Source organism: Sphingomonas aerolata (assembly GCF_023935825.1).
Taxonomy (GTDB): Bacteria; Pseudomonadota; Alphaproteobacteria; order Sphingomonadales; family Sphingomonadaceae; genus Sphingomonas; species Sphingomonas aerolata.
Window position 1 is genome coordinate 3,741,018 of the sequence record NZ_CP098762.1, and the last position, 18,720, is coordinate 3,759,737.

The 18,720-nt window shown below is 59.6% G+C and carries 15 protein-coding genes and 2 pseudogenes; 7 read left to right on the forward strand and 10 right to left on the reverse strand.

Annotation, left to right across the window (positions count from 1 at the left end; translation table 11 throughout):
• Positions 1 to 64: 64 nt before the first annotated feature.
• Positions 65 to 2,248 (forward strand): TonB-dependent receptor, encoded by a 2,184-nt coding sequence (locus NEF64_RS17120; protein ID WP_192143142.1) that lies wholly within the window; start codon positions 65 to 67, stop codon positions 2,246 to 2,248.
• 149 nt (positions 2,249 to 2,397) lie between these two features.
• On the opposite strand, the gene NEF64_RS17125 is transcribed toward NEF64_RS17120, so the two are convergent.
• Positions 2,398 to 3,132, reverse strand: a complete 735-nt coding sequence (locus NEF64_RS17125; protein WP_252574251.1) for a hypothetical protein — start codon at positions 3,130 to 3,132, stop codon at positions 2,398 to 2,400.
• Positions 3,133 to 3,409: 277 nt separating this feature from the next.
• On the opposite strand from NEF64_RS17125, the gene NEF64_RS17130 reads away from it, so the two are divergent.
• The gene (locus NEF64_RS17130; RefSeq protein WP_156360315.1) at positions 3,410 to 3,850 is read left to right on the forward strand and encodes a hypothetical protein; all 441 of its coding nucleotides are present in this window, start codon (positions 3,410 to 3,412) and stop codon (positions 3,848 to 3,850) included.
• A gap of 1,114 nt (positions 3,851 to 4,964) precedes the next feature.
• On the opposite strand, the gene NEF64_RS17135 is transcribed toward NEF64_RS17130, so the two are convergent.
• From NEF64_RS17135 to NEF64_RS17145, 3 genes are all read right to left on the reverse strand, one after another.
• Positions 4,965 to 5,384, reverse strand: coding sequence for a BLUF domain-containing protein (locus NEF64_RS17135; RefSeq protein ID WP_252574253.1), 420 nt, complete (start codon positions 5,382 to 5,384; stop codon positions 4,965 to 4,967).
• A 660-nt stretch (positions 5,385 to 6,044) separates the two neighbouring features.
• The gene (locus NEF64_RS17140) at positions 6,045 to 6,251 is read right to left on the reverse strand and encodes a hypothetical protein (RefSeq protein ID WP_252574256.1); all 207 of its coding nucleotides are present in this window, start codon (positions 6,249 to 6,251) and stop codon (positions 6,045 to 6,047) included.
• The gene (locus tag NEF64_RS17145; protein ID WP_252574258.1) at positions 6,251 to 6,493 is read right to left on the reverse strand and encodes a hypothetical protein; all 243 of its coding nucleotides are present in this window, start codon (positions 6,491 to 6,493) and stop codon (positions 6,251 to 6,253) included. Before NEF64_RS17145 ends, NEF64_RS17140 begins: the two co-directional genes overlap by 1 nt.
• Positions 6,494 to 6,757: 264 nt before the next feature.
• On the opposite strand from NEF64_RS17145, the gene NEF64_RS17150 reads away from it, so the two are divergent.
• Complete coding sequence (locus tag NEF64_RS17150; RefSeq protein WP_192143140.1) at positions 6,758 to 7,297, forward strand: hypothetical protein; 540 nt, start codon at positions 6,758 to 6,760, stop codon at positions 7,295 to 7,297.
• Positions 7,298 to 8,459: 1,162 nt separating this feature from the next.
• The gene (locus NEF64_RS17155; protein ID WP_252574261.1) at positions 8,460 to 9,011 is read left to right on the forward strand and encodes an FxDxF family PEP-CTERM protein; all 552 of its coding nucleotides are present in this window, start codon (positions 8,460 to 8,462) and stop codon (positions 9,009 to 9,011) included.
• Between the two features lie 2,859 nt (positions 9,012 to 11,870).
• Here NEF64_RS17155 and NEF64_RS17160 read toward each other — a convergent pair.
• The 5 genes and pseudogenes from NEF64_RS17160 to NEF64_RS17180 all read right to left on the reverse strand — a co-directional run.
• Positions 11,871 to 12,761 (reverse strand): MBL fold metallo-hydrolase, encoded by an 891-nt coding sequence (locus NEF64_RS17160; protein ID WP_252574264.1) that lies wholly within the window; start codon positions 12,759 to 12,761, stop codon positions 11,871 to 11,873.
• 20 nt (positions 12,762 to 12,781) lie between these two features.
• Positions 12,782 to 13,423: a DsbA family protein gene (locus NEF64_RS17165; RefSeq protein ID WP_252574266.1), complete on the reverse strand. Its 642-nt coding sequence runs from the start codon at positions 13,421 to 13,423 to the stop codon at positions 12,782 to 12,784.
• Between the two features lie 2 nt (positions 13,424 to 13,425).
• Positions 13,426 to 14,052: a DsbA family protein gene (locus tag NEF64_RS17170; protein ID WP_252574269.1), complete on the reverse strand. Its 627-nt coding sequence runs from the start codon at positions 14,050 to 14,052 to the stop codon at positions 13,426 to 13,428.
• Entirely contained in the window at positions 14,049 to 14,828 is a 780-nt protein-coding gene (locus NEF64_RS17175) for a TlpA disulfide reductase family protein (protein ID WP_252574271.1), read from the reverse strand. Before NEF64_RS17175 ends, NEF64_RS17170 begins: the two co-directional genes overlap by 4 nt.
• Before the next feature lie 29 nt (positions 14,829 to 14,857).
• A pseudogene (locus NEF64_RS17180) lies at positions 14,858 to 15,139 on the reverse strand (TSUP family transporter); the annotation flags it as partial.
• Between the two features lie 21 nt (positions 15,140 to 15,160).
• Here NEF64_RS17180 and NEF64_RS17185 point away from each other — a divergent pair.
• The 3 genes and pseudogenes from NEF64_RS17185 to NEF64_RS17195 all read left to right on the forward strand — a co-directional run bounded on the left by NEF64_RS17185 (position 15,161) and on the right by NEF64_RS17195 (position 17,407).
• On the forward strand, positions 15,161 to 15,784 hold the full coding sequence (locus NEF64_RS17185) for an FIST signal transduction protein (protein ID WP_420833718.1): 624 nt from the start codon (positions 15,161 to 15,163) through the stop codon (positions 15,782 to 15,784).
• Between the two features lie 179 nt (positions 15,785 to 15,963).
• Positions 15,964 to 16,770 (forward strand): annotated as a pseudogene (locus tag NEF64_RS17190) (diguanylate cyclase domain-containing protein); the annotation flags it as partial.
• 28 nt (positions 16,771 to 16,798) lie between these two features.
• Complete coding sequence (locus NEF64_RS17195; RefSeq protein ID WP_252574276.1) at positions 16,799 to 17,407, forward strand: EAL domain-containing protein; 609 nt, start codon at positions 16,799 to 16,801, stop codon at positions 17,405 to 17,407.
• Between the two features lie 88 nt (positions 17,408 to 17,495).
• Here NEF64_RS17195 and NEF64_RS17200 read toward each other — a convergent pair whose 3' ends face one another.
• The gene (locus NEF64_RS17200; RefSeq protein ID WP_234387267.1) at positions 17,496 to 18,608 is read right to left on the reverse strand and encodes a carbohydrate porin; all 1,113 of its coding nucleotides are present in this window, start codon (positions 18,606 to 18,608) and stop codon (positions 17,496 to 17,498) included.
• Between the last annotated feature and the right edge of the window lie 112 nt (positions 18,609 to 18,720).

Genomic DNA, 18,720 nt, shown 5'->3' on the forward strand with positions numbered 1-18,720 from the left:
GACCACGTCATCAGCCCAGCTTCCCACATCACGAATTGACGTCGACGAACCAAGGGACATCATCGTGACCGCACAGCGTCGATCGGAGCGTCAAATAGACGTACCGGCCGCGATCACTTCCTTGTCCGGAAAAGGCTTCGACGCAGCGGATTTGGGTGATACCAAGGCAGTTATACGGTTCACGCCCGGTTTTTCCGGCTTCGCAGAGAACAACTTCGTCGACGGCATCGCCATTCGCGGCATCGTTTCAAACGACTACGGGCTTGGTGGCGACCCCTCGATTGGAATTTTTCGAGACGGCGTTCACCAAGGTCGGACAGGTTCGGTGATCACCACCGCCTATGATTTGGAACGCGTTGAGGCGCTACGCGGGCCGCAGGTGTTCCTGTTCGGTCGCAATGCGATTTCCGGAGCTCTGGCAATCGTCACCAAGGCGCCCGAACCGGACGCGGCCGAAGGCTACGTGACGATCCGTGCGGGCACTAGGCACCGCTTTGAGGTTCAGGGGGCTTACAACGCCGCTTTAGGCGATGGTTGGGCGCTTCGCGCGGCCGTTGATCGGGAAACCGAGAGAGGATCGTCACAAAATGCGAGCTTCCCCAATGCGAAACAATTGGGATCCCGCGACGTGGCCGCAACTCGTGTATCACTGCTTCATCGGGGCAATGACACGACGGTACGGCTTACGGGTGAATATGACGACCGCGAACTTGGCGGCACACCGCATCGCGCTAGGATCAACGATGCGGCGGTGATTGACCTGCTACGCGAACTGAATCCACAACTGGAGATCCGGGGCGGTCGGCGGGACGTCGACAGTGATCTATCGAAGCTGCGTGACCACAGCCGTGTCGGATCGCTAACCCTACGGATCGATCACGATGCAGGCTCGGTGACGCTTGCCTCGCTGACCGGACTACGTGCTCATCGCTATCGGTATCTTGAGGACTACGACGGCACACCCTTGGTCATCGATTCGTTCGGCGTCAGACAGCACGGCGACTATGCCAGTCAGGAGTTCACCGCCGTCTCGACGGGCAAAGGTCCGCTGCAATGGGCGGCAGGCATTTCGGCTTACCATGAGCGCGTGAAAGGCAGTTATACCAACGGCATATCGGAGAAGATCGTCTGCGGCCCAGGCTATGGATATCCGGACTGCAACCAGTTGGTGGCGGACATCTATGGCAGCGATCGGGTCTTTGTACCTGCGGCGGACGGCATTCTGACCGACGTGAACCGCGCCAAAGCGGCCAACTGGGGTATCTCGGCCTACGGGGCGGTGGATTGGAAGGCCAGCCCGGATTTCACGATCGGAGCAGGTGCTCGCTACACGTGGGATCACAAGCGGTTCGATCTCGACGTGCCGCAAGTCGCGAGCACGTTGGGAAATGTTTGGCTCTCGACCTACTACACTGGCGGTTACGTCCGGGCGGCACAGGCTTGGGACGGCGTTTCGCCGCGCGTCTACGCACGTTGGGCCCCAAACCATGACTGGACGATCTATCTAAGCGCTACCAAGGCCATGAAGGCGGGAGGGTTTGGAACGTTCAGCCTCGTCGCCTCCGAACCGCTTGATGATTACGATCTCGTTCCCGCCGGCACAAAGCCCGACGACTATGGTAAGGAAACGGTCCGCAGCGTTGAGCTGGGCGTGAAAGGCCGACTTCCTGACGGTCGCGGCACCGCCGCCATTACGGCTTTTCACTACATCTACAACGACCTGCAGGCCAACGTCTTCGATCCGGTGCTCCGCAGTACGCAGGTCATCAATATCGGTAGGGTCCGGGGCACCGGCATTGAGGCGGAGGCGGCGCTGCGGTTTGGCCGTCACGTCAGTCTGGCGCTCACCGGCGCCTGGACGCGTACGGTTAAGACCGGCGATCGCGGCTGCACGCTTTCCGACTGCGGTGGTCTAGGCAATCCTACGCTAACCACGAGCGCGATTTTGCGCCTACAAACGCCACTTCGAAACGGCGAATTGTACGTGCAGAGCGAGGCGTTCTACGCCAGCCGCGCACGGGGCTCGTTCGACGACCGGGGCTTTGGGCGGGTGCCTGTCTGCGCCCGAGGCGACGTGCGGCTGGGATATGCCGGTAATGCAGAATGGAGTTTGGAAAGCTACGTCCGCAACGTGACGAACTCGCTGTGCTACGCCGGTGCCGACAACGGCGGAGGGATCTCGCCAGCCACTCTGTGGGGCCCGATCCTTGCGCGCACCGCGGGACTAGCACTTACGCGACGCTTCTAGGTCCTGTTCTTCCCGTCCCGTATCCCGTGCTCCAGAAGGAATGGGATCTTGTCTAGTCCGCATTGCTTAGTTGATAACGGATGATTGAGCGCGCCTGCGTGGTCGCAGGCTTTCGAACCGCGATGGAGGTCAGGCTCGGCCTGCGCCGATCAATTATACCAGACGTTCGGCTCCACATAGCTTCCCATCCCTCTCTCGAGATCGATCGCCACAGGCGCCAGCCCGCCCGCGATAGGGTAGTTCCCGGACCGTTCGTAAAGCTGACCCGACCACGCCTCCCAAAAACCGACCGGTTTCTCGATGACCATGGATTTGCGGCAAAGACTGACCATGCGCCCCCCCGCCCTCTCATGACTTCGCAACCATGGATCGTAGAGCCGACCATCCTCCCGCCGCAATATTGCGTAGTCCGCGATATCCATATCGAGATGCTGCTCAAGCATGGTCGGCCGCACTGGGAGAAACGGCTTGCCCAGGCCCTTGCTCTCTACAAGGTTGCGCATCGCACCGAGCACCACGCGGGCCAACCCACGATTACGATGTGCGTCCGGTACGGAAACAGAGAGGCCCACCACCATGTTCGGTGCACAGCTAGTCGTTTCGGCAGCGCACTGAAGCGCCCAATCCCAGCCACGCTCCGGCAAGTTAGACGGATCGTCGTAAAACATCGGGATGAGGTTGCCAGTTGCCACAACATAGTCACGATCACGATCGATGACGGCAATTTGATATTCCGGATATCGCTCCATCAGATCAAAGTAATGAACGAACGGCTCTGAGAAGTTTAGAAATCCCATACGGGACCAGACAGCTTTCTCTATTTCATCAGCCGCATTCGCTACCTTATCCGATTCGGCGGACGTCGTTATCAGAAGGTTATCCATAATCTAGTATCATCCCTTACGGCCCCGCATGCCTGCCCCATAGATGGTTAAAGTCTGATTAAGAATACTTGATGGCATAGATAAATGAAAACCATTGGCGGCTGTGGTTCATCCACCGCATTCCTACGCTCACGTAAGTACAACCAAATCTAAAGCATTCCAAAAGTATAGGCCGTCAGTACCGACATAAATACGCCGGAGCACAAATGATAAAACCGGTTTTCCTGATATGACTGCACGTGTTCCGACTGAGGATCGGCAACCAGCGGATCGGCCAGTGGCCGTTACGATTAGCAATTGTTCTGCCGCGATATTGCGTTACCACGGGGTGGACCCGGAGAAGTTCGCCGTCGTGCGAGCAGTTCCGCGTACGAATGCGATCGAGATAAGCGAGGTGCGTCTTGTTGACGGTCACCTATCGCTAACGATCCTGCTGCCGATGCCGTACGGCTCGAGACGCATGACTGTTATTACGGGTAAGAACGCCAGCATATCCCTTCCGGGCATGGAGTTGTCGCCTGAAGTCGCTGCTGCGGCCGTCGGACGCCCCGTAGGACGTCTCTCTGGTCATCCTGCATTTGAAAACCTTACGGAAGTCGTCGTGACCGAAGTCTTGCAAGTCGTCGAGGTCGGACAGCGCCCGACTACGATTCTGCGCTTTGACGATCAGGTCAAGCTACTAAACGCCGCAGATATCGCGACGCGGTCATATAATTAGATGCCCCGCACTAATACAGGAGTGCCGATCAGCGCTGTTTGGTATACCAGCCCCTGTAAAGCTTCGACGCAGACTCAATGGCTTCGCAAAGATCTACCAGGGTTCCACTTTCGGCGTCGACTCACAGGTCTCAGAGGCCACTGTCATAATGTCTGCTACGGGATTGGCTATTTATGAGCATTGATAGCCGAAATACGCGCGCGTACGCCCGCAATTCGAGGTGAACAAACGGCCACTCGCGCAATCTGAGCGTCCCTAAAGCGGTCGGGCCGTAATTCTTCCCATGATCGTCATACCCTAGTCAAATGTGTGGAAAGCCCGGTCGTAATGACAACTGTGCAACAACAGGTGATTTCGGACGGCAGCCTCCCGATCGCCGCAAAACGCCGTCGCCAACCCCGATTGGCGAATATCGTGGATTTTCCGACACTGCATGGCGGACAGTCGGCGCTCAAAAGCGGCCGGGCAGATGTACGCCCAGGGTCAGACGCTGGGGTTGGAGATCCGCTATCTGAAAGCAGCCATTCGGCAACCCAAACGCCGCATCAGTGCCCCGGCAGCAGGTGCTCCACTTTCAGCAGGCAAGTCGTGCAGCGTATGTCGCTGCTACTGGTGGGGTAAAATACATGGCGAACGGTAGTGGCAGCCGCGCAAACTCGGTTGGCGGCGAGCGCTGGCCACTCTTCTAGGGGCGTACCTTTCCAATGGACGAACTGACGACTGCCACAGCCAGCTTTGACTTCCCAAGCGAACGCAATAGCAAAGAGCAACCGGCGTATGGCGTGTATGCTCTGCTCGTCTGGCGACGCTGTCGAGCTACGCCTCGAGCTGAGCGGCTGAACGTGCGATAATAGTCCAGCAGCGCCTCGTCCCAAGGCAGTTAGCGCTTTTCGGTCAGGTTCATTGATCGGCTCGTCGTCGAGTCTGCGCGCCCCGATGCAGCCGCCCTAGGCCGCGCGGTCTTCGGGCGCTTGCCGCCGCCCGCACCGGAAGAACCGGATCATCAAGGGCACAGCCTCGGACCCCAAGAACTGGTCTAGTTGACCTTCTTATGTCGTTCACAGCCACAGATCAGATATGCCCTTCTGATAACAAGGGACTGCATGAGTCGGATTTAGAATGTCAATCGCCGACTTAGTGAAAGAGCGGCAAATCCAATAAAAACCGCTTTTATCGAGTCGCATTCAACATATGCGACATGTCTCATCACACGATCAAGGAATCCCCTTTCTTCGCCAAGGTCTCTCTCAGCTAAATATTCGGTTGTCCATTTTCTGAATTGGCGACAATTGGTCGTAATAGGCCTAAAGTAGCTAATATTATCGTGACGCGAATCTTTAGCAATCCGATCCATCACAGCCTGCACTGCGGCAGCGTCTCCCTCCAGCGCTTGTATGAAGCGGGCACCGTCAGATAGGAGAAGACCAGTAATATCTTCAGAACGGTTTCCGGCATCAGCGAGGTCGCGAAGGTCGGCCAAATCACCTGACGTAAAGTTCTGCTTGGCTCTGCTGATATAAATAATGATCTGCATAGAGCCCTCGGATCGTATCGCACTAAGTCATGTCGATCGAAATGACTCCGCTCGCTGACACATTCTCGGTTTTTTCTGGTTAAGAAATAGTTAATGGCTGACAAGTGAATCCTCAGGAGGATAGTGTCCGTCGGTCGGGTTAAGTAACCGGATCCAAATACCGCTGGCAGCGTGAGTGCCTGCCAAGCAGCGACAGCCATTTCTCTAAACGCGGCCTTCCAAGTAGCGCTGGCCTCTTTCCATGGCGCCCGACCCTCGAGCCGCTCTATCCGGCTGCCTGACATATAGGCCGCGACGTGTTCGATCATCGCGTCCTCATCATTGCTCGTGCATAGGCGACACCGTCCCGTCACATCGACTCCTTACAAGCCTGTTCCTGATAGGTGCCGTGGCAAATGCATCATCAAACACGACTCATAATCAATCTGGCGGTCCAGGTTCTGTGAGCCACGCTCAGTGAGACTGTCAGCGGTCGCGTGGACACGCCAGCGGTGCGCCTAGCCCTGCGGTGCCTCTGGCATCATTGCCCCGAGCGCTGGCCGCTCGTCATGTTCTGGGAGGGTGCGTAGCAAGATAACGAGATCGGCCAGAGCCAGAGTGTGACGGCCTCCCTCACCGGGATTGTGCGACATCTGCGACCATCCGAAGCGTATTTCGAGATCAGCAATTTGCAGTAGATGCCCAAGTGCCTTTAATAACATCGACTGCAGCGGCAATGCGGTACCAATCCTTTACGGCGATGGGGTCGCCGATGGCAGCGACCATCTGATCGACGATATAATCTGGTGTATGTTCGCCGTGTTCTGCAAGGATGGCGCCCGCCTGTATCCAGACATCTCGATTATTTATGGGGGCTGACCGGGCCATCAAATGTCGAGGTTTCGGCGCTCGACTTCGGAGCGAGAGCCCTCGCTGGCCTGTAACGCCATCGCGATGATGTACTCGATGACCGGCTCCGGAATGGCGTTAGCCACATCAAGCCCAAATAGGTCAAGATACGACCACGCGACCCATCCCGAGTAGACAGTGAGCCCCGGTATATCGAGCGAAACAAACCGTCCGACCGTAACTCTGTATTCCGAGCGAAGCTTGAACCCCAGAGTTGACACGTTTTGAATGATAGCCGGATGCTCATCTGCAAGAGTGTGATGAGCACGGCTGGAAGACTCATCGCCGTTCGGTTCGAATACCGACGATCAAGCCGGTCTTTGCCGGCACTAGCCACAGGGCCGCGATGGGTGTTCATGGGGCCGTCGTCCGTCAGCACGCCTAAAACTCCGTTAAATCATAGCATTTTAGACTTTCGATTTAACGTGATGCAAAGGCCCGCCGCGCCTTCGCAATTCTCTTTATGACACACTTGCTATGGCAGTATGGCCAGTGCGCTTAGCCCCGTGGTCGAGTTGCGTTTAAGGTTGGCCAACCGGCCCGACGATAATGCCGCTGCCATCGTCAGTGACCGCGGCATGTATCTGGGCTATGTCAGCGCCGAGCGCGCGCTGCTGATCGGCAAGCGGATGAAGGAAAGCCAAACAGTCGCCGTTTTTCAGGCAATGCACGGAAGCGGAGCCTACATCCGGATCCGCTTTGCAGGTCGCGTTCCTACCCAACCCCGTCCCCGATGTTCCGAAACGCCCGCCACCCCGCTTGGCTCGGCCTGCGGATCGACCGGTGTACGATTCCCCCGCGCGTTCTATCCAGATGAGGATAGGGCCGGTGTTTGGGGCTTAGTTCATTCGGTAGAAAGGAACTTTGTTCGCTCGGTAGAAAGGGGTCGGGTTCTACCTCCTTTGCCATGCAAGGCATTGATCGAATTATGGAGCAAACTTTCGAAGCTGGTCGGGTCGCGGGCCAGACTATCGACGGCAAACTATCTGACTGCCCGCACGAAGAACGGCTTGCCCCGAACCTAAGAAATGTCTGGATTTCCGGATTTCTGTGCAGCAGGACTGGGCGAGCATACCGCAAGCGACTGCGCCTAAACTAAAAGCCTTGCAGCGCTGGCACTTCGGAACGACTGCCTGCAGTTGTAAGGCCGACATCTCCAACGCGAGGGGTGGCCGCGATTGCGCCAGCCCCAGTTCCTAAAGCAGCAGTAGTTTTGATAAATTTGGCACCTATGTCCCCGCTCCGACTATATGGTCGAGGCGGGTCAAACAGTTCTGAAATTTTGATCAACCAAAAACTGGTTTGTATTTGCAGGACAGCACCCGTATTAACGCCCGGCCAATCGATAGAGACCTATCGAAAGTGTCACCCCTTCCCTGGGCGACTGAAAGCGGCCTTTTTCTGTGCGTTGGCTATGTCGCAAGCGCTTCACCCCGACGAGGATGGGCCCGAGTGGGGCACTTGCCTAATCACTGTCCGCTGCTGACGGGCCAAGGCGCATCTGGAGAGCAACTGATCGGGCGACGCTTACGCCGCTTCGATGTCGAGTTTGAGAGCAAGGCCGGGCCCATCGAACAGCCCGCCCCCTCGTCTGCTGAGACGTTCAGAACTTCAGGCCTCGAGGTGCGCAGCATACTGGTTCTCCCGTAGGCAATCAGCGGCCAGTGGCAGCGGATCGTTCCGAGCACTAAGCCACGACATGACGATCCGCGGCGAACCTGACAGCCCCATCTCGATGAGGAGAGGTGGAGTGGTCAAAGCCGCACGTTCGTGCTTTGACACGGAAAACGCCGCACTAGCTTAGTTGCGGTAACGCTCAGGCCGCTTCAGCAAACTCGTCAGTATACCATCGCTGATGGCCCCTGCGCCGCAACCCATTGCTGAACATGACGCCGATTTTGAGGCGGTTTCAGGCAAGCATCATTGAAAATGAAGCGAATTACGGCTCCACGCCTGAAGCACGGGTTCGATTCCCGCAGGGGTCGTCTTGAGCCGGTCTTTTTGCAGGGAAAGTTTTGCCCAAAGCCTACGGGAGCGGTTTCCGTAGCATCGTCTGTGACGGAAAAAGCACGATTTTCCCGAAAATCGACATTATCAAGGTCATAGCTGGATTTTGCGATAGAGCGGTTTGCGTGTCGCCATGGCCCCCGTTATCCTTTCGTTAAGGACAAACTCGAGGAAACCAACATGAAGCGTCTATTCTTTTCGACCATGGCATTCGCATCCGCCTTCGCGATGGCCCCAGCGGCTCATGCAGTTGACTTCACCCCGAACGATCCGGAATTCACCGTTCGCGGCGATATCAACGATGGTACCGTTTCGGCAGATTTCGGCCGTTCGGGCATCGCGGCCGGCACCTTCCAGGATACCTTCAACTTCATTATAGATCAGACCGGTCTGGCTAGCGGCACGCTGAGCACGAACACCACGCGGCTGACGAGCTCGACCGATCTCGACATCCTGTCGGTGTTCATCAACGGCGTCGCAGCCACGAAGACCATTGTCGGCAACGCCGAGTTCTTCGAGCTCAACGACGTCTCGATCGCATCGGGTGTGCCGAACCAGATCGTCGTGAACGGCACGTCGCGTGGCAACGGCTCCTATGCCGGCACCGCGACCTTCGAGCCGACGGCAGCAGTTCCCGAGGCTGGTACCTGGGCAATCATGCTGTTCGGTATCGGCGGGATTGGCGCATCGATGCGCGTTCGTCGTCGCCAGGCGAAGATCGCATTCGCCTAAGCCTATTTCACAGCTGGTCCCAGTGGCCATCTGTGTGAAGGCAGCCGTCAACCTCTCGAGGTTGGCGGCTGTTTTTGTTTAACCGCCGGCGCAATGGGTTTGCCGAAGAGTCCATGTGGCGCGGTGGGCGCTGTCGATCGATAATTGGGCAAGCGGGATGGCCCATACTGCGCCCAACAGCTCAAACCCCGAGATCGCGAACGCGCCTGAATGGACGCCGTCAGGTACCGAGCACACGTCCTGGTATCGGCATCCATCGATCTACAGCCACGCAGAGCCACGTACGCGGCTGGGACTGGTAATGGCCACCGGTGTGCGCCATTTTGGGGTCATGATGTTCAAGCGTGGGCGGAGAACTATAACATGAGTCTACGCTTGGAGCATGTTACCAAACTCGCACATAGCAAGGAAGGCCTGAGGGCTGCTTACGCCGCGGGTGTCGACCATCAGCGCAATGGTTGGCTGAGATATCCACCATGCAAATGGGACCATCCCGCAATTCTGGCTTTTGATGAAAGCGGAACTTGCGTTGGCGGTATTAATTGGGGCGAGGACCATGATGATCGAACGCTCACAATCACGTTTGCCTGGGGTTCGCCTACTGCTCCTGCAGCCTTTGCTGCCGTACTTTCGCGGTTTCGGAAGACTCACCTAAACGGGTGGTTCACGGAAATCCACTTCACGATATCGACGCATAACGAAGCAATGCGAAAGGCCGTAAAAGTGCTTGGGCTTGTTCCTCGGGCCTTTACTTTTGAGATGCCGGTAAAGGACATGACCAGGTCTTGACGGCAAAAAGATGCCCGGCTTGGAAAGCCGGGCATTTTCGAGCTTAGCAGTTATCGAGCTTTGCGGTATTCCAATATCGCGTATTAGATATGTTAGGTTAAAAACAAAGGTATCAGTCAGCAGCCTCTGCGAGCCTTACCACTGTTTCAGTGACGCATTGCGCTATCCCCTGCAAAATGCGGCAGTAAGATGATAGCTGCTCAGGCTGTTGACACTATTAAGCCCTGATGGGCTTACCGATAGGCCAGTAGCGCATATGAACCCCCCGCGTTAAAAGTGTTTGTCTTTCGACAAGGAGACTTATGCAGGAACTCTATTTCGTAATTGTAATTCCATACGGTGAAAGCCGCATTAACTGGAATTGGCGGGTTTCTTACTCTCTGCTCGAGTGGTGATGTATCAAAGCCCCCGTAGCCGTTCGCATAAACGGATCGTGGTGAGAGTAGGGCAGACCACCCTCATCTTTAGGCTAGAAGCGACGTTCCAGGCGAGTGGCCTGCGATATGGACCGTCAGCCAGAACCTCCGCCTCACCCTAGCCTAGCTGCGACCCGAGTGTGCAATCGACTGAGGACCAATGGTCACAAGCTTGGAATTCGCTGCATTTAGCAGGCGTCTCGCCGGCACTTTGGCGCTTACTGAGTAAGCCCGACTTTGCCGCTTCTTCGGCACCACGGTCCGCTTGCTCTTTGACGCTGCGGATGTTGCCCGGCCGCGGATAACTTCGCGCGTTTTCCAAATGCCCGTGGCGGGGCGGGTCGTAGAGTTGCCGAGTGCCATCCTGGCAGGAGTGCTGTTGACACGCACGGTGTTGTAGTCCGCCTGCCATGCCTCGCTAATTCGTCCCGCCGTCGCCAGCGAGCAGGTGTTCGCTCAAACACCCGGCGCGCAAAAGAGAATTGGACAATTTCACGAATTCATTCGTCGGTAGGTCAGTAATGCGCAGGAGGCTCTATATCTATGATGAGATCCAGAAGTTCACGGCGTACTTGATCAAGTTCGAGTGCCCCCTGGAGGTCTCCGCGCTCAATCTTGGCATCGACTTCGCGCTGGGCGACGAACGCAGCATCCACCCCGTACCGACTAACCATAGTGTGGGCCGCAGAGTGAGCCACAGGGAAGTTCGATCGGTGGGAGGCATTCATGCTGCACCTCATTGATAATCATCATCAATGCACAAGCGCTCGACGAATTTCTTCAAGACGATTGTTGATACAACCTTATGGTAAAGAAGGTGTTAATGGCCACACGCGCTAGTTCGATCAAGCGAAAGCGCCCGGCGTGGCTGTGCGAAAAAACATGGCGAGGCGCTAAAAAGGTACGCGGTACTGAAGGCCATAGCCTCAGTTTTTGGCTACACACTTGATAGTTGAATATTCGTAAAGCACCCCGCCCGCTTGTGTGACACGCTTGATGTCGCGAGCGGGATGCCGAGCTCTCACTGTCTTGGGTCAGCGGGCTCTTAGGTCTGCCTCGCAGAGAGCCGTCTACGTCGCAAGCGCATTTCAGAACTGCAATCTCGCGGTGATACAGGCCGTTTTTAACTCGAGCAAGAATTGCCACGTTGCTGCCTGCGCAGACCTGCCCGCCCCAAACGCCGATCCGTGGGTCTGAACAGTCTGCTCTACAGCTCCGGCAGGCGGACTGAGCGTTTCCGCGGTACAGCCAGAACGGCTGTTTCCCAAGTCGACGCAAAAACAGACAGCCGATGTCTTCGTGCATTATCGATAACCGGCTCACGGCACGTGATGCTGTTGTCAGAACCCTAGATGTGTTCGCATAAATTCAGCGAAGCGAGGGGAAACGCCATAGCCGACTGAGGTTGCCAGTATGATAGCAATTGGGAGGCCCCAGACGACCGCAAGTACGCTGTACAGAATTATCATCTGAGAAAGATGGCAGAATTATCGTCTGTGACTAGCCCTAGTTCCGTTCCAAAAGCCTAAAGTGTCTCGAACTTGACCAATGTCTACGACCTGCAAGCGTTTAGGTGCGGAGCATCCAAAGCCGGCACGTCTGGTCTCGGTCGATCCTGACACCGAAAATTTAAGCCGCTCTAGCTTGGCCCAAGTTACAAGACAGCAGGCCCAAACCGGTTCAAAGGCACTTTGAGAAACGCCGTCCCACATTCGTCGGCATCTGGCAGTCGGCCGCCACGTATGTTCACCTGAAGCGCGGTGAGCATCAGGTCGGGTAGTGGGAGCGATGCGTCGCGTTTCTCACGGGTTGCGACGAACTCGGCTTCGTCGATGCCATCGTGAACATGAATGTTGTCGCGACGCTGATCGGCGACGGTCGAGTGACCGAGTACGTCCCGGCCATCCTTGCCATAGTCATGCCCGACATAGGTTGCGGTTTCGGGTGGCAGATCGAGGATGGCGCGGATCGAGCGCCACAGCGCATGAGCATCACCACCCGGGAAGTCTGCCCGGCTTGTGCCGCTATCGGGGACCATCAGCGTGTCGTGAACGAACGCGGCGTCACCGACGACATAAGTGATCGAGGCGAGCGTATGGCCCGGGGACAGCATGACTTGAGCGTCTAGCGTACCGATCCGGAAACGCTCGCCATCCGCAAACAACCGGTCCCACTGGCTGCCGTCGACGGCGAGATCGGGCAGGCAGTAGATGTCCCGCCACAGCTTCTGCACTTCCACGATCTTGTTGCCGATCGCGGTTTTGCCACCGGTCTTGCCGGCGAGGTACGGAACGGCTGAAAAATGATCGGCGTGTGGGTGGGTGTCGAGCACCCATTCGACGGTCAGCCCCTTCTCGCGTACATAGTCGAGGATCAGATCGGCGTTGCGGGTCGCAGTCGCACCAGCGCGCGGGTCAAAATCCAGGACTGGATCGATGATCGCGGCCGTTTTCGTAGTGTCGTCGACGACAACATATTGGAAGCTACCAGTGCGTTCGTCATGGAGCGACGCAACGGTCATACCATCGTGCTTATACTCGATCATGTTTTCGTCCTCTCGCTCTGTTAGCTTTCCGTCCGCGCCCGCGCGAACAACCGTTCGAAATCACCCGCTTCGATTGCGCCCATCACCAGCATGCGTCCGGCAAGAAAGCCCGGGGTGCCGGCCAAACCGATCGAATAGGCCTCTTGGCCGTTCGCGCGCAGACGCGCTGCGACAGCCTGTGCATGCGAAGCAAGCCAGGTCGTCGCGCGCAGCCAGTCCCCGCTAGCGCCGGTGACAATGTCCCTCAGCATGTCGTCGTCGATCAAACGACTGTCGGTCATCAGCTGGCGATGAACGGCCGGGTAGATGCCCTGTTCGACACAGGCGAGCGCAACGCTCGCGGCGCGTTCGGACGGCGGACCGAAGATCGGCCAGTCCTTGTAGATGACCCGAACCTTGCCATCGCGTCGCACCGCCTCTTCCAGTGCGGAAAAGGCGTGACGACAGGCCGGGCAACGATAATCGGTGAACACGGCAAGTCGCAGCGTGGCATTGGCAGGGCCGTATTCAGGCGAACCGCTGCCCGCCAGAATCAGGTCAGCGGTCGGACCAACGTCGCGACCGATCGGCGCTGTGCGTCGCAGCATCTGTCCGACTGCCCAACTAGTCACGACGACGGCCCCAAGCCCGACTGCCTGCCTGCGATTGAGCGGCTCTGGCATGTTCAGCGAGCCTGAGGCTTGCTGCGCGCCGTTGCGACAAGCCGGCGTAGCGTCGGCAGATCAACCGCGCCGGCCACCACTTGTGAGCCGACGATCAGCGCCGGTGTTCCGTTGAACCCGATCGCTTGAGCGATAGCGTTGGTGCGTGCGAGGAACGCATCGATTTCTGCACCGCGCGTCTTCAGGTCGCGTTGCAGACGTGGCCAGTCCACCTTGGCTTTCGCGGCAGCGGCCTTGACCCCGGCGCTATCGAGCCGTGCGGGCGAGGTCAGCAGCGTCTCATGAAAGGCGGCATGTTTGCCCTGCCATTGGCTTGCGTCCGCAGCCCGTGCGGCCTCCCGGGATGCAGGGCCGAAAATCGGCCAGTCGCGATAGACGATCCGAACCTTAGGGTCGGCCGCGACGAGCGCGTTCAGCACCGGCTCCATTCGCCGGCAATAGGGGCAGTTGTAGTCGAAAAACTCAACAACGGTGACGTCATAGGCTAAGCCGGCACGCTTCGGAGCAACGGGATCGTCCACGACCGCCTTGCGCGACAGATCGGGTTGCTGCGCGACTGCTGGCATTGTCGGCACGGCGACGGCGAGCAAGGCCAGAAAGCTGCGAGAGAGAAGGTTGCGTCGGTTCATCGGTGTTTCCTTGCCATATCGATCCCATCGGCGAGGGCGGCGCGCGACAGCTCGCCGAGCTGAAGCTGCACGATCGTGCCGTCCGCAGCGACGAAGGCGGTTGCGGGATAACCAGCCATTTCGAAGGCTTGGAAAAGCCCACGGGAAGGATCCAGCGCGACATTGTTCACGCCGATGCCTTCACGGGTAAGAAATCCGGTGACGATTGCTGGTGCCTCACCCTGATCGGCGAGCAGGATCGGCACATCCCGATTGCGCGTTGCCGCGGCGTCGAGCATTGGCAGCTCGCGCCGGCACGGCCCGCACCATGTCGCCCATAGATTGACCACGAAGGGGCGGCCCTGGAAGCGCGCAAGCGGGAGAGGAGCGCCGGACGGCGTCGTCAACGTTAGATGATAGGGGAAGGGGCCGTAGGTCACGGGCGGGATAAGCGCCTGGAGCGTGAACCACAGTCCACCCGCTATTGCCAATGCTCCCCAGCCCACCGCCAAGGCGCGTGTTCGGCCGAGTTGGAAGGCCAGCATGGCCGAAGCACCAATGATGCCGGCGATGGCGGAGAAGCCGCCCTGCCATACAGCGAAAATAGATAGCGGGGCCTCAGCATAGCTCGCCCAATGTGCCGCGACATAGCCGATCCGCGCCGCCACCAGTCCAGCGACGATGGCACTGGTGGCGACCGTGGACACCCGCGGGAAGCGGAACCGCCCTGCCAAGGTTGTCAGCCCCAGGAACACGACGATGCATAGCACCGCCAGTCCGCGTTCGACCGCCATCATGAGCGGTCCGATGGCAATCGCGCTTCCCATCAGAGAAACGCGCCTGCGCTCTTCCAGAGCATGTAAGCTGCCACGACGAAGATCAGCACCGCGAAGACGGTGGTAAGCGTTCCGCCCGAGCCAAGGCGCTTGGCGATGCGTGTGCCGATCAACCCGCCGACGACCCCGCCGCCAATGAAGACGAAGGCAAGCGGCCAGTCGACCAGCCCGGAGAATGCATAATTAGCAGCGGTCGTCAGGCCGAAGGCGGTGACAGCAATCAACGACGTGCCGACAGCGTTAAGGATCGGCATACCCGTCGATCCGATCACCACGCAGACGTCGTCGCCGCCATCGGCTTCTACGGCGACCATGTCCGGTTCGCGCATGGCAGCGCGGGAGGCTGGCAGCCCTTCGGCCCCGTACGCACGATCAACGATGCGGCGGGATCGGTACTGCGCGGACTCGACGGCGAGCCGGCGCTCGCACTGTACGAGCGCTATCTCGGTGAGGAGGCGGTGGATCTGCCTGCATCGGGGCTGCTCTATCCTCTCGAGATCTGGGATCCCGCCCACCCCGATGTTCGCGTCGTCCGCACATTGCTCGCCATCGACCGTGACGCCGGGACGCTGACCTTTGCCGGCGACATGCCGCAGGGGTGGAAGGCACGGCTGATGCGCGGGATGTTCGACGAGCTGATCAACGGCGCCTCGACCGCGGCGCACCACGCGCTCGAGCAGACGACCGCATGGGGTACGTCACCCTCTGCCTGCCTCGCGATCAGCTGTGTAGGGCGGCGGCTGCTGATGGGCCAGCGCACCGAAGAGGAAATCGCCGCGGTCGCCGCCGCGCTCGGCCCGGACATCGCGCTGGCGGGTTTCTATTCCTATGGCGAGATCGCGCCGCAAAATCAGACCGCGGTGCCGTGCCTCCACAATCAGACGATGACGATCACGCTGATCGGGGAATGTGCGTGAAGCCCCCGCCCCCGATCACTACCGAGCCGCCGGTGCTCCACCGGATCGCGGCACGCCAGGCGGAACGCGCGCGACGGCCCGACGGCGGGATCGACACGGATCGCCTGCTCGCGCTGGTGTCGGCGACCTATGCCGAAACCGATGTCGACCGGCGGCGATCGGATCGCGCGAACCGCCTGATGGCGCAGGAACTGGAGGTCGCGCTGGCGGAAAGCGCGCTTCAGAATTTGCGGTTCAAGGCCGCGCTCGACAACATGAACCAGGGGCTCGCGTTGTTCGATGCGTCCCGGCGGCTGGTGCTGACCAATCAGCGGTTCCTCGACATCTACGGGCTCGATCATGCCGTTCCCGGCCTGACGCTCGACCAGCTGCTGAGCAACAGTCCCTGTCTGTCGGTCAGCACGGCCGACGAGCATCGTCGACTGGTCGAGGAATATGACGGCGCGGCCTCCGCCTATGGCGCGAGGATCGAACAGCGCTGGCCGGATGGACGGACCATCACGATCGAGCGCACCCGGCTGGTCGATGGCGGCTTTCTCGACACCGTTGCCGACGTCACCGAAGCGCGCAACGCGTCCGCGCGCCTCGCGCATCTGGCGCGGCACGATGCCCTGACCGATCTTCCCAACCGTACCATGCTGCGCGAACGGCTCGACGAGATGATGCGCAACGCCCGCAGCGGTGATCGTTGCGCGATGCTGTGTCTCGACCTCGACCGGTTCAAGCTCGTCAACGACACGCTCGGCCACCCGGTCGGCGACGCGCTGCTCGTCGCGGTGGCATCGCGTCTCGTCACGCTGGTCCGTCATCATGACGTCGTGACCCGGCTGGGCGGCGACGAATTCTCGGTCCTCGTCCAGCATGTCACGTCGGACCATGCGATCGAGCAACTGTGCCGCCGCATCATCGAGGCACTGACGCAACCCTTTGAGATTGGTGGTCACCATATCCAGATCGGCGCGAGCATCGGCGTCACCATGGTCGAGGTCGACGCGCTCGAACGAATTCATCAGCGTGTGCGAGGAGATCGGGCTGATCGGCGCGGTCGGCGAATTCGTCCTGACGCGCGCCTGTCGGGATGCGGCATGCTGGCCGGACAGCGTCAAGATCGCGGTCAATCTCTCGGCGCTGCAGTTCAAGTCGGGGACGCTGCCGGCGGTCGTCGCACACGCGCTGCGTGTCAGCGGCCTCGATCCGCGTCGCCTGGAACTGGAGATCACCGAAAGCGCGATGCTCGACGACACGGCGAGCGTCCTGAAACAGTTGCGTGACATCAAGCAACTGGGCGTGCTCATCTCGCTCGATGATTTCGGCACGGGCTATTCGTCGCTGAGCCATATCCGCAATTTCCCGTTCGACCGGGTCAAGATCGATCAGTCGTTCGTCCGCGATCTCGGCACCAACAGCGACAGCCTGGCGATCGTGCGTGCGGTGACGGGGCTCTGCGGGAGCCTCGGGATCCTGTCGACCGCCGAGGGGGTCGAGACGCTCGACCAGTTGAATATCCTGGTCGCTGAGAAGTGCGACAGCGCGCAGGGCTATTATTTCAGCCGCCCCGTGCCGTTCGTCGAAACGCTTCCCTTCGTCTCTCGCATGCACGCGCTTCACTCACAGGCCGCCTGAGCGAGCTGCGCGGATCGGACGCGGCTGGCCGTTGCTCACGGCAACGCCAGTCCCCGGGGACCCGCAGGAGCCGCGATGAGGCTGACCGTCAGCGACGTGAAAATTCGGCGATCAGCCGCAGCCCGACCACGAACGCCGACCGGCGGCCTGCGCCGGCATAGGCGCGGCGAACATATTGCACGTCGGGCTGGACCGCGAGGAAGGGCGCCGCCCGATCCTGATAGGTGATCTCGATGCCCGTCTCCGCGGCATCGGCGCGATCGCCCGCATCGCGCACCGTCTGACGGAGAGCCTGCGATAACAGGCCCTGCGCGACGCCGATCGAGAATTGCCCGTCGGGCCGTCCGGGAACGAGGCCGCGTGCGAGCAGCCCGGTTTGAAAACCGCCGCGAAACGGCGTCGTCTTCCCGTCCGATATGCCCGCGCGCAGGAACAGATCAATGCCCCGGCCGTCGTCACCGACCAGCCGCTGATCGACCAGCACATAGGCGCCGATCGCCGTCCGTTTGACCGGATCGCCGTTGCCGTCGCACGCCCGCATGTCGTCCTGCTGCCGTGTGTATCGCCACGCACCGAACGCAAGCTTGCCGTTGGCGCGTGTCCCGGCCTCCGCGATCAGAAGCGCGCCGTCGTGCATTCCGAGGTCGATCCCCGTCGTATCGCCCAACACCCCTGCCCTCGCATTCACGACGGCAGCGTGGAAATAGCCAGATGTGCCGATGGACGTCTTCAGTCGCATCGTCAGCGCGGTCGAGGGGAAGATCGAGGGCCCGTTGGGCCCCGTCGCCGCGAGCTCCGAGCCGATGCCGAACGCCGGCGCGACCAGCATGCCCGCGGAATCATTCTGGTAGAAGTCGACGTTCAGATCGGACAGCCCGACCAGCAGCGCGGCGCGCCCACCCGCAAGATCCTGTTCGACCCACGCCTCGTACAGCTTCACGCGGCTGTCAGCGACCTCGATATTGTCGACGCCCTGCACCGTCCCCGCCAGCGCATTGATCGATCCCCCCTGATTGCTGAGTACATGGAGATGCGCGCGCGCGCCGCGCCAGCCGGCCAGCCGGGCGAGGTCGCCATCGGCCGTGACCTCGAAATTATCGAGCACCCGCGCGCCCCGCGCGTCGCCGCCAGCGACGTTGCCCATGAGATCGACGACATAGCGTCCCGTGATCGCGACGGCCCGTGGCGGGGGGTCTTGCACGACTTCTGGCGGGCCGGACTGCCCCCAGGCAGGTAACGTCCAGGCCGCGGACAGTAATAGGGCGGGTCCGACCAGTCGAGGCACCGTCATAATATCCACGCGCCACCTCCGA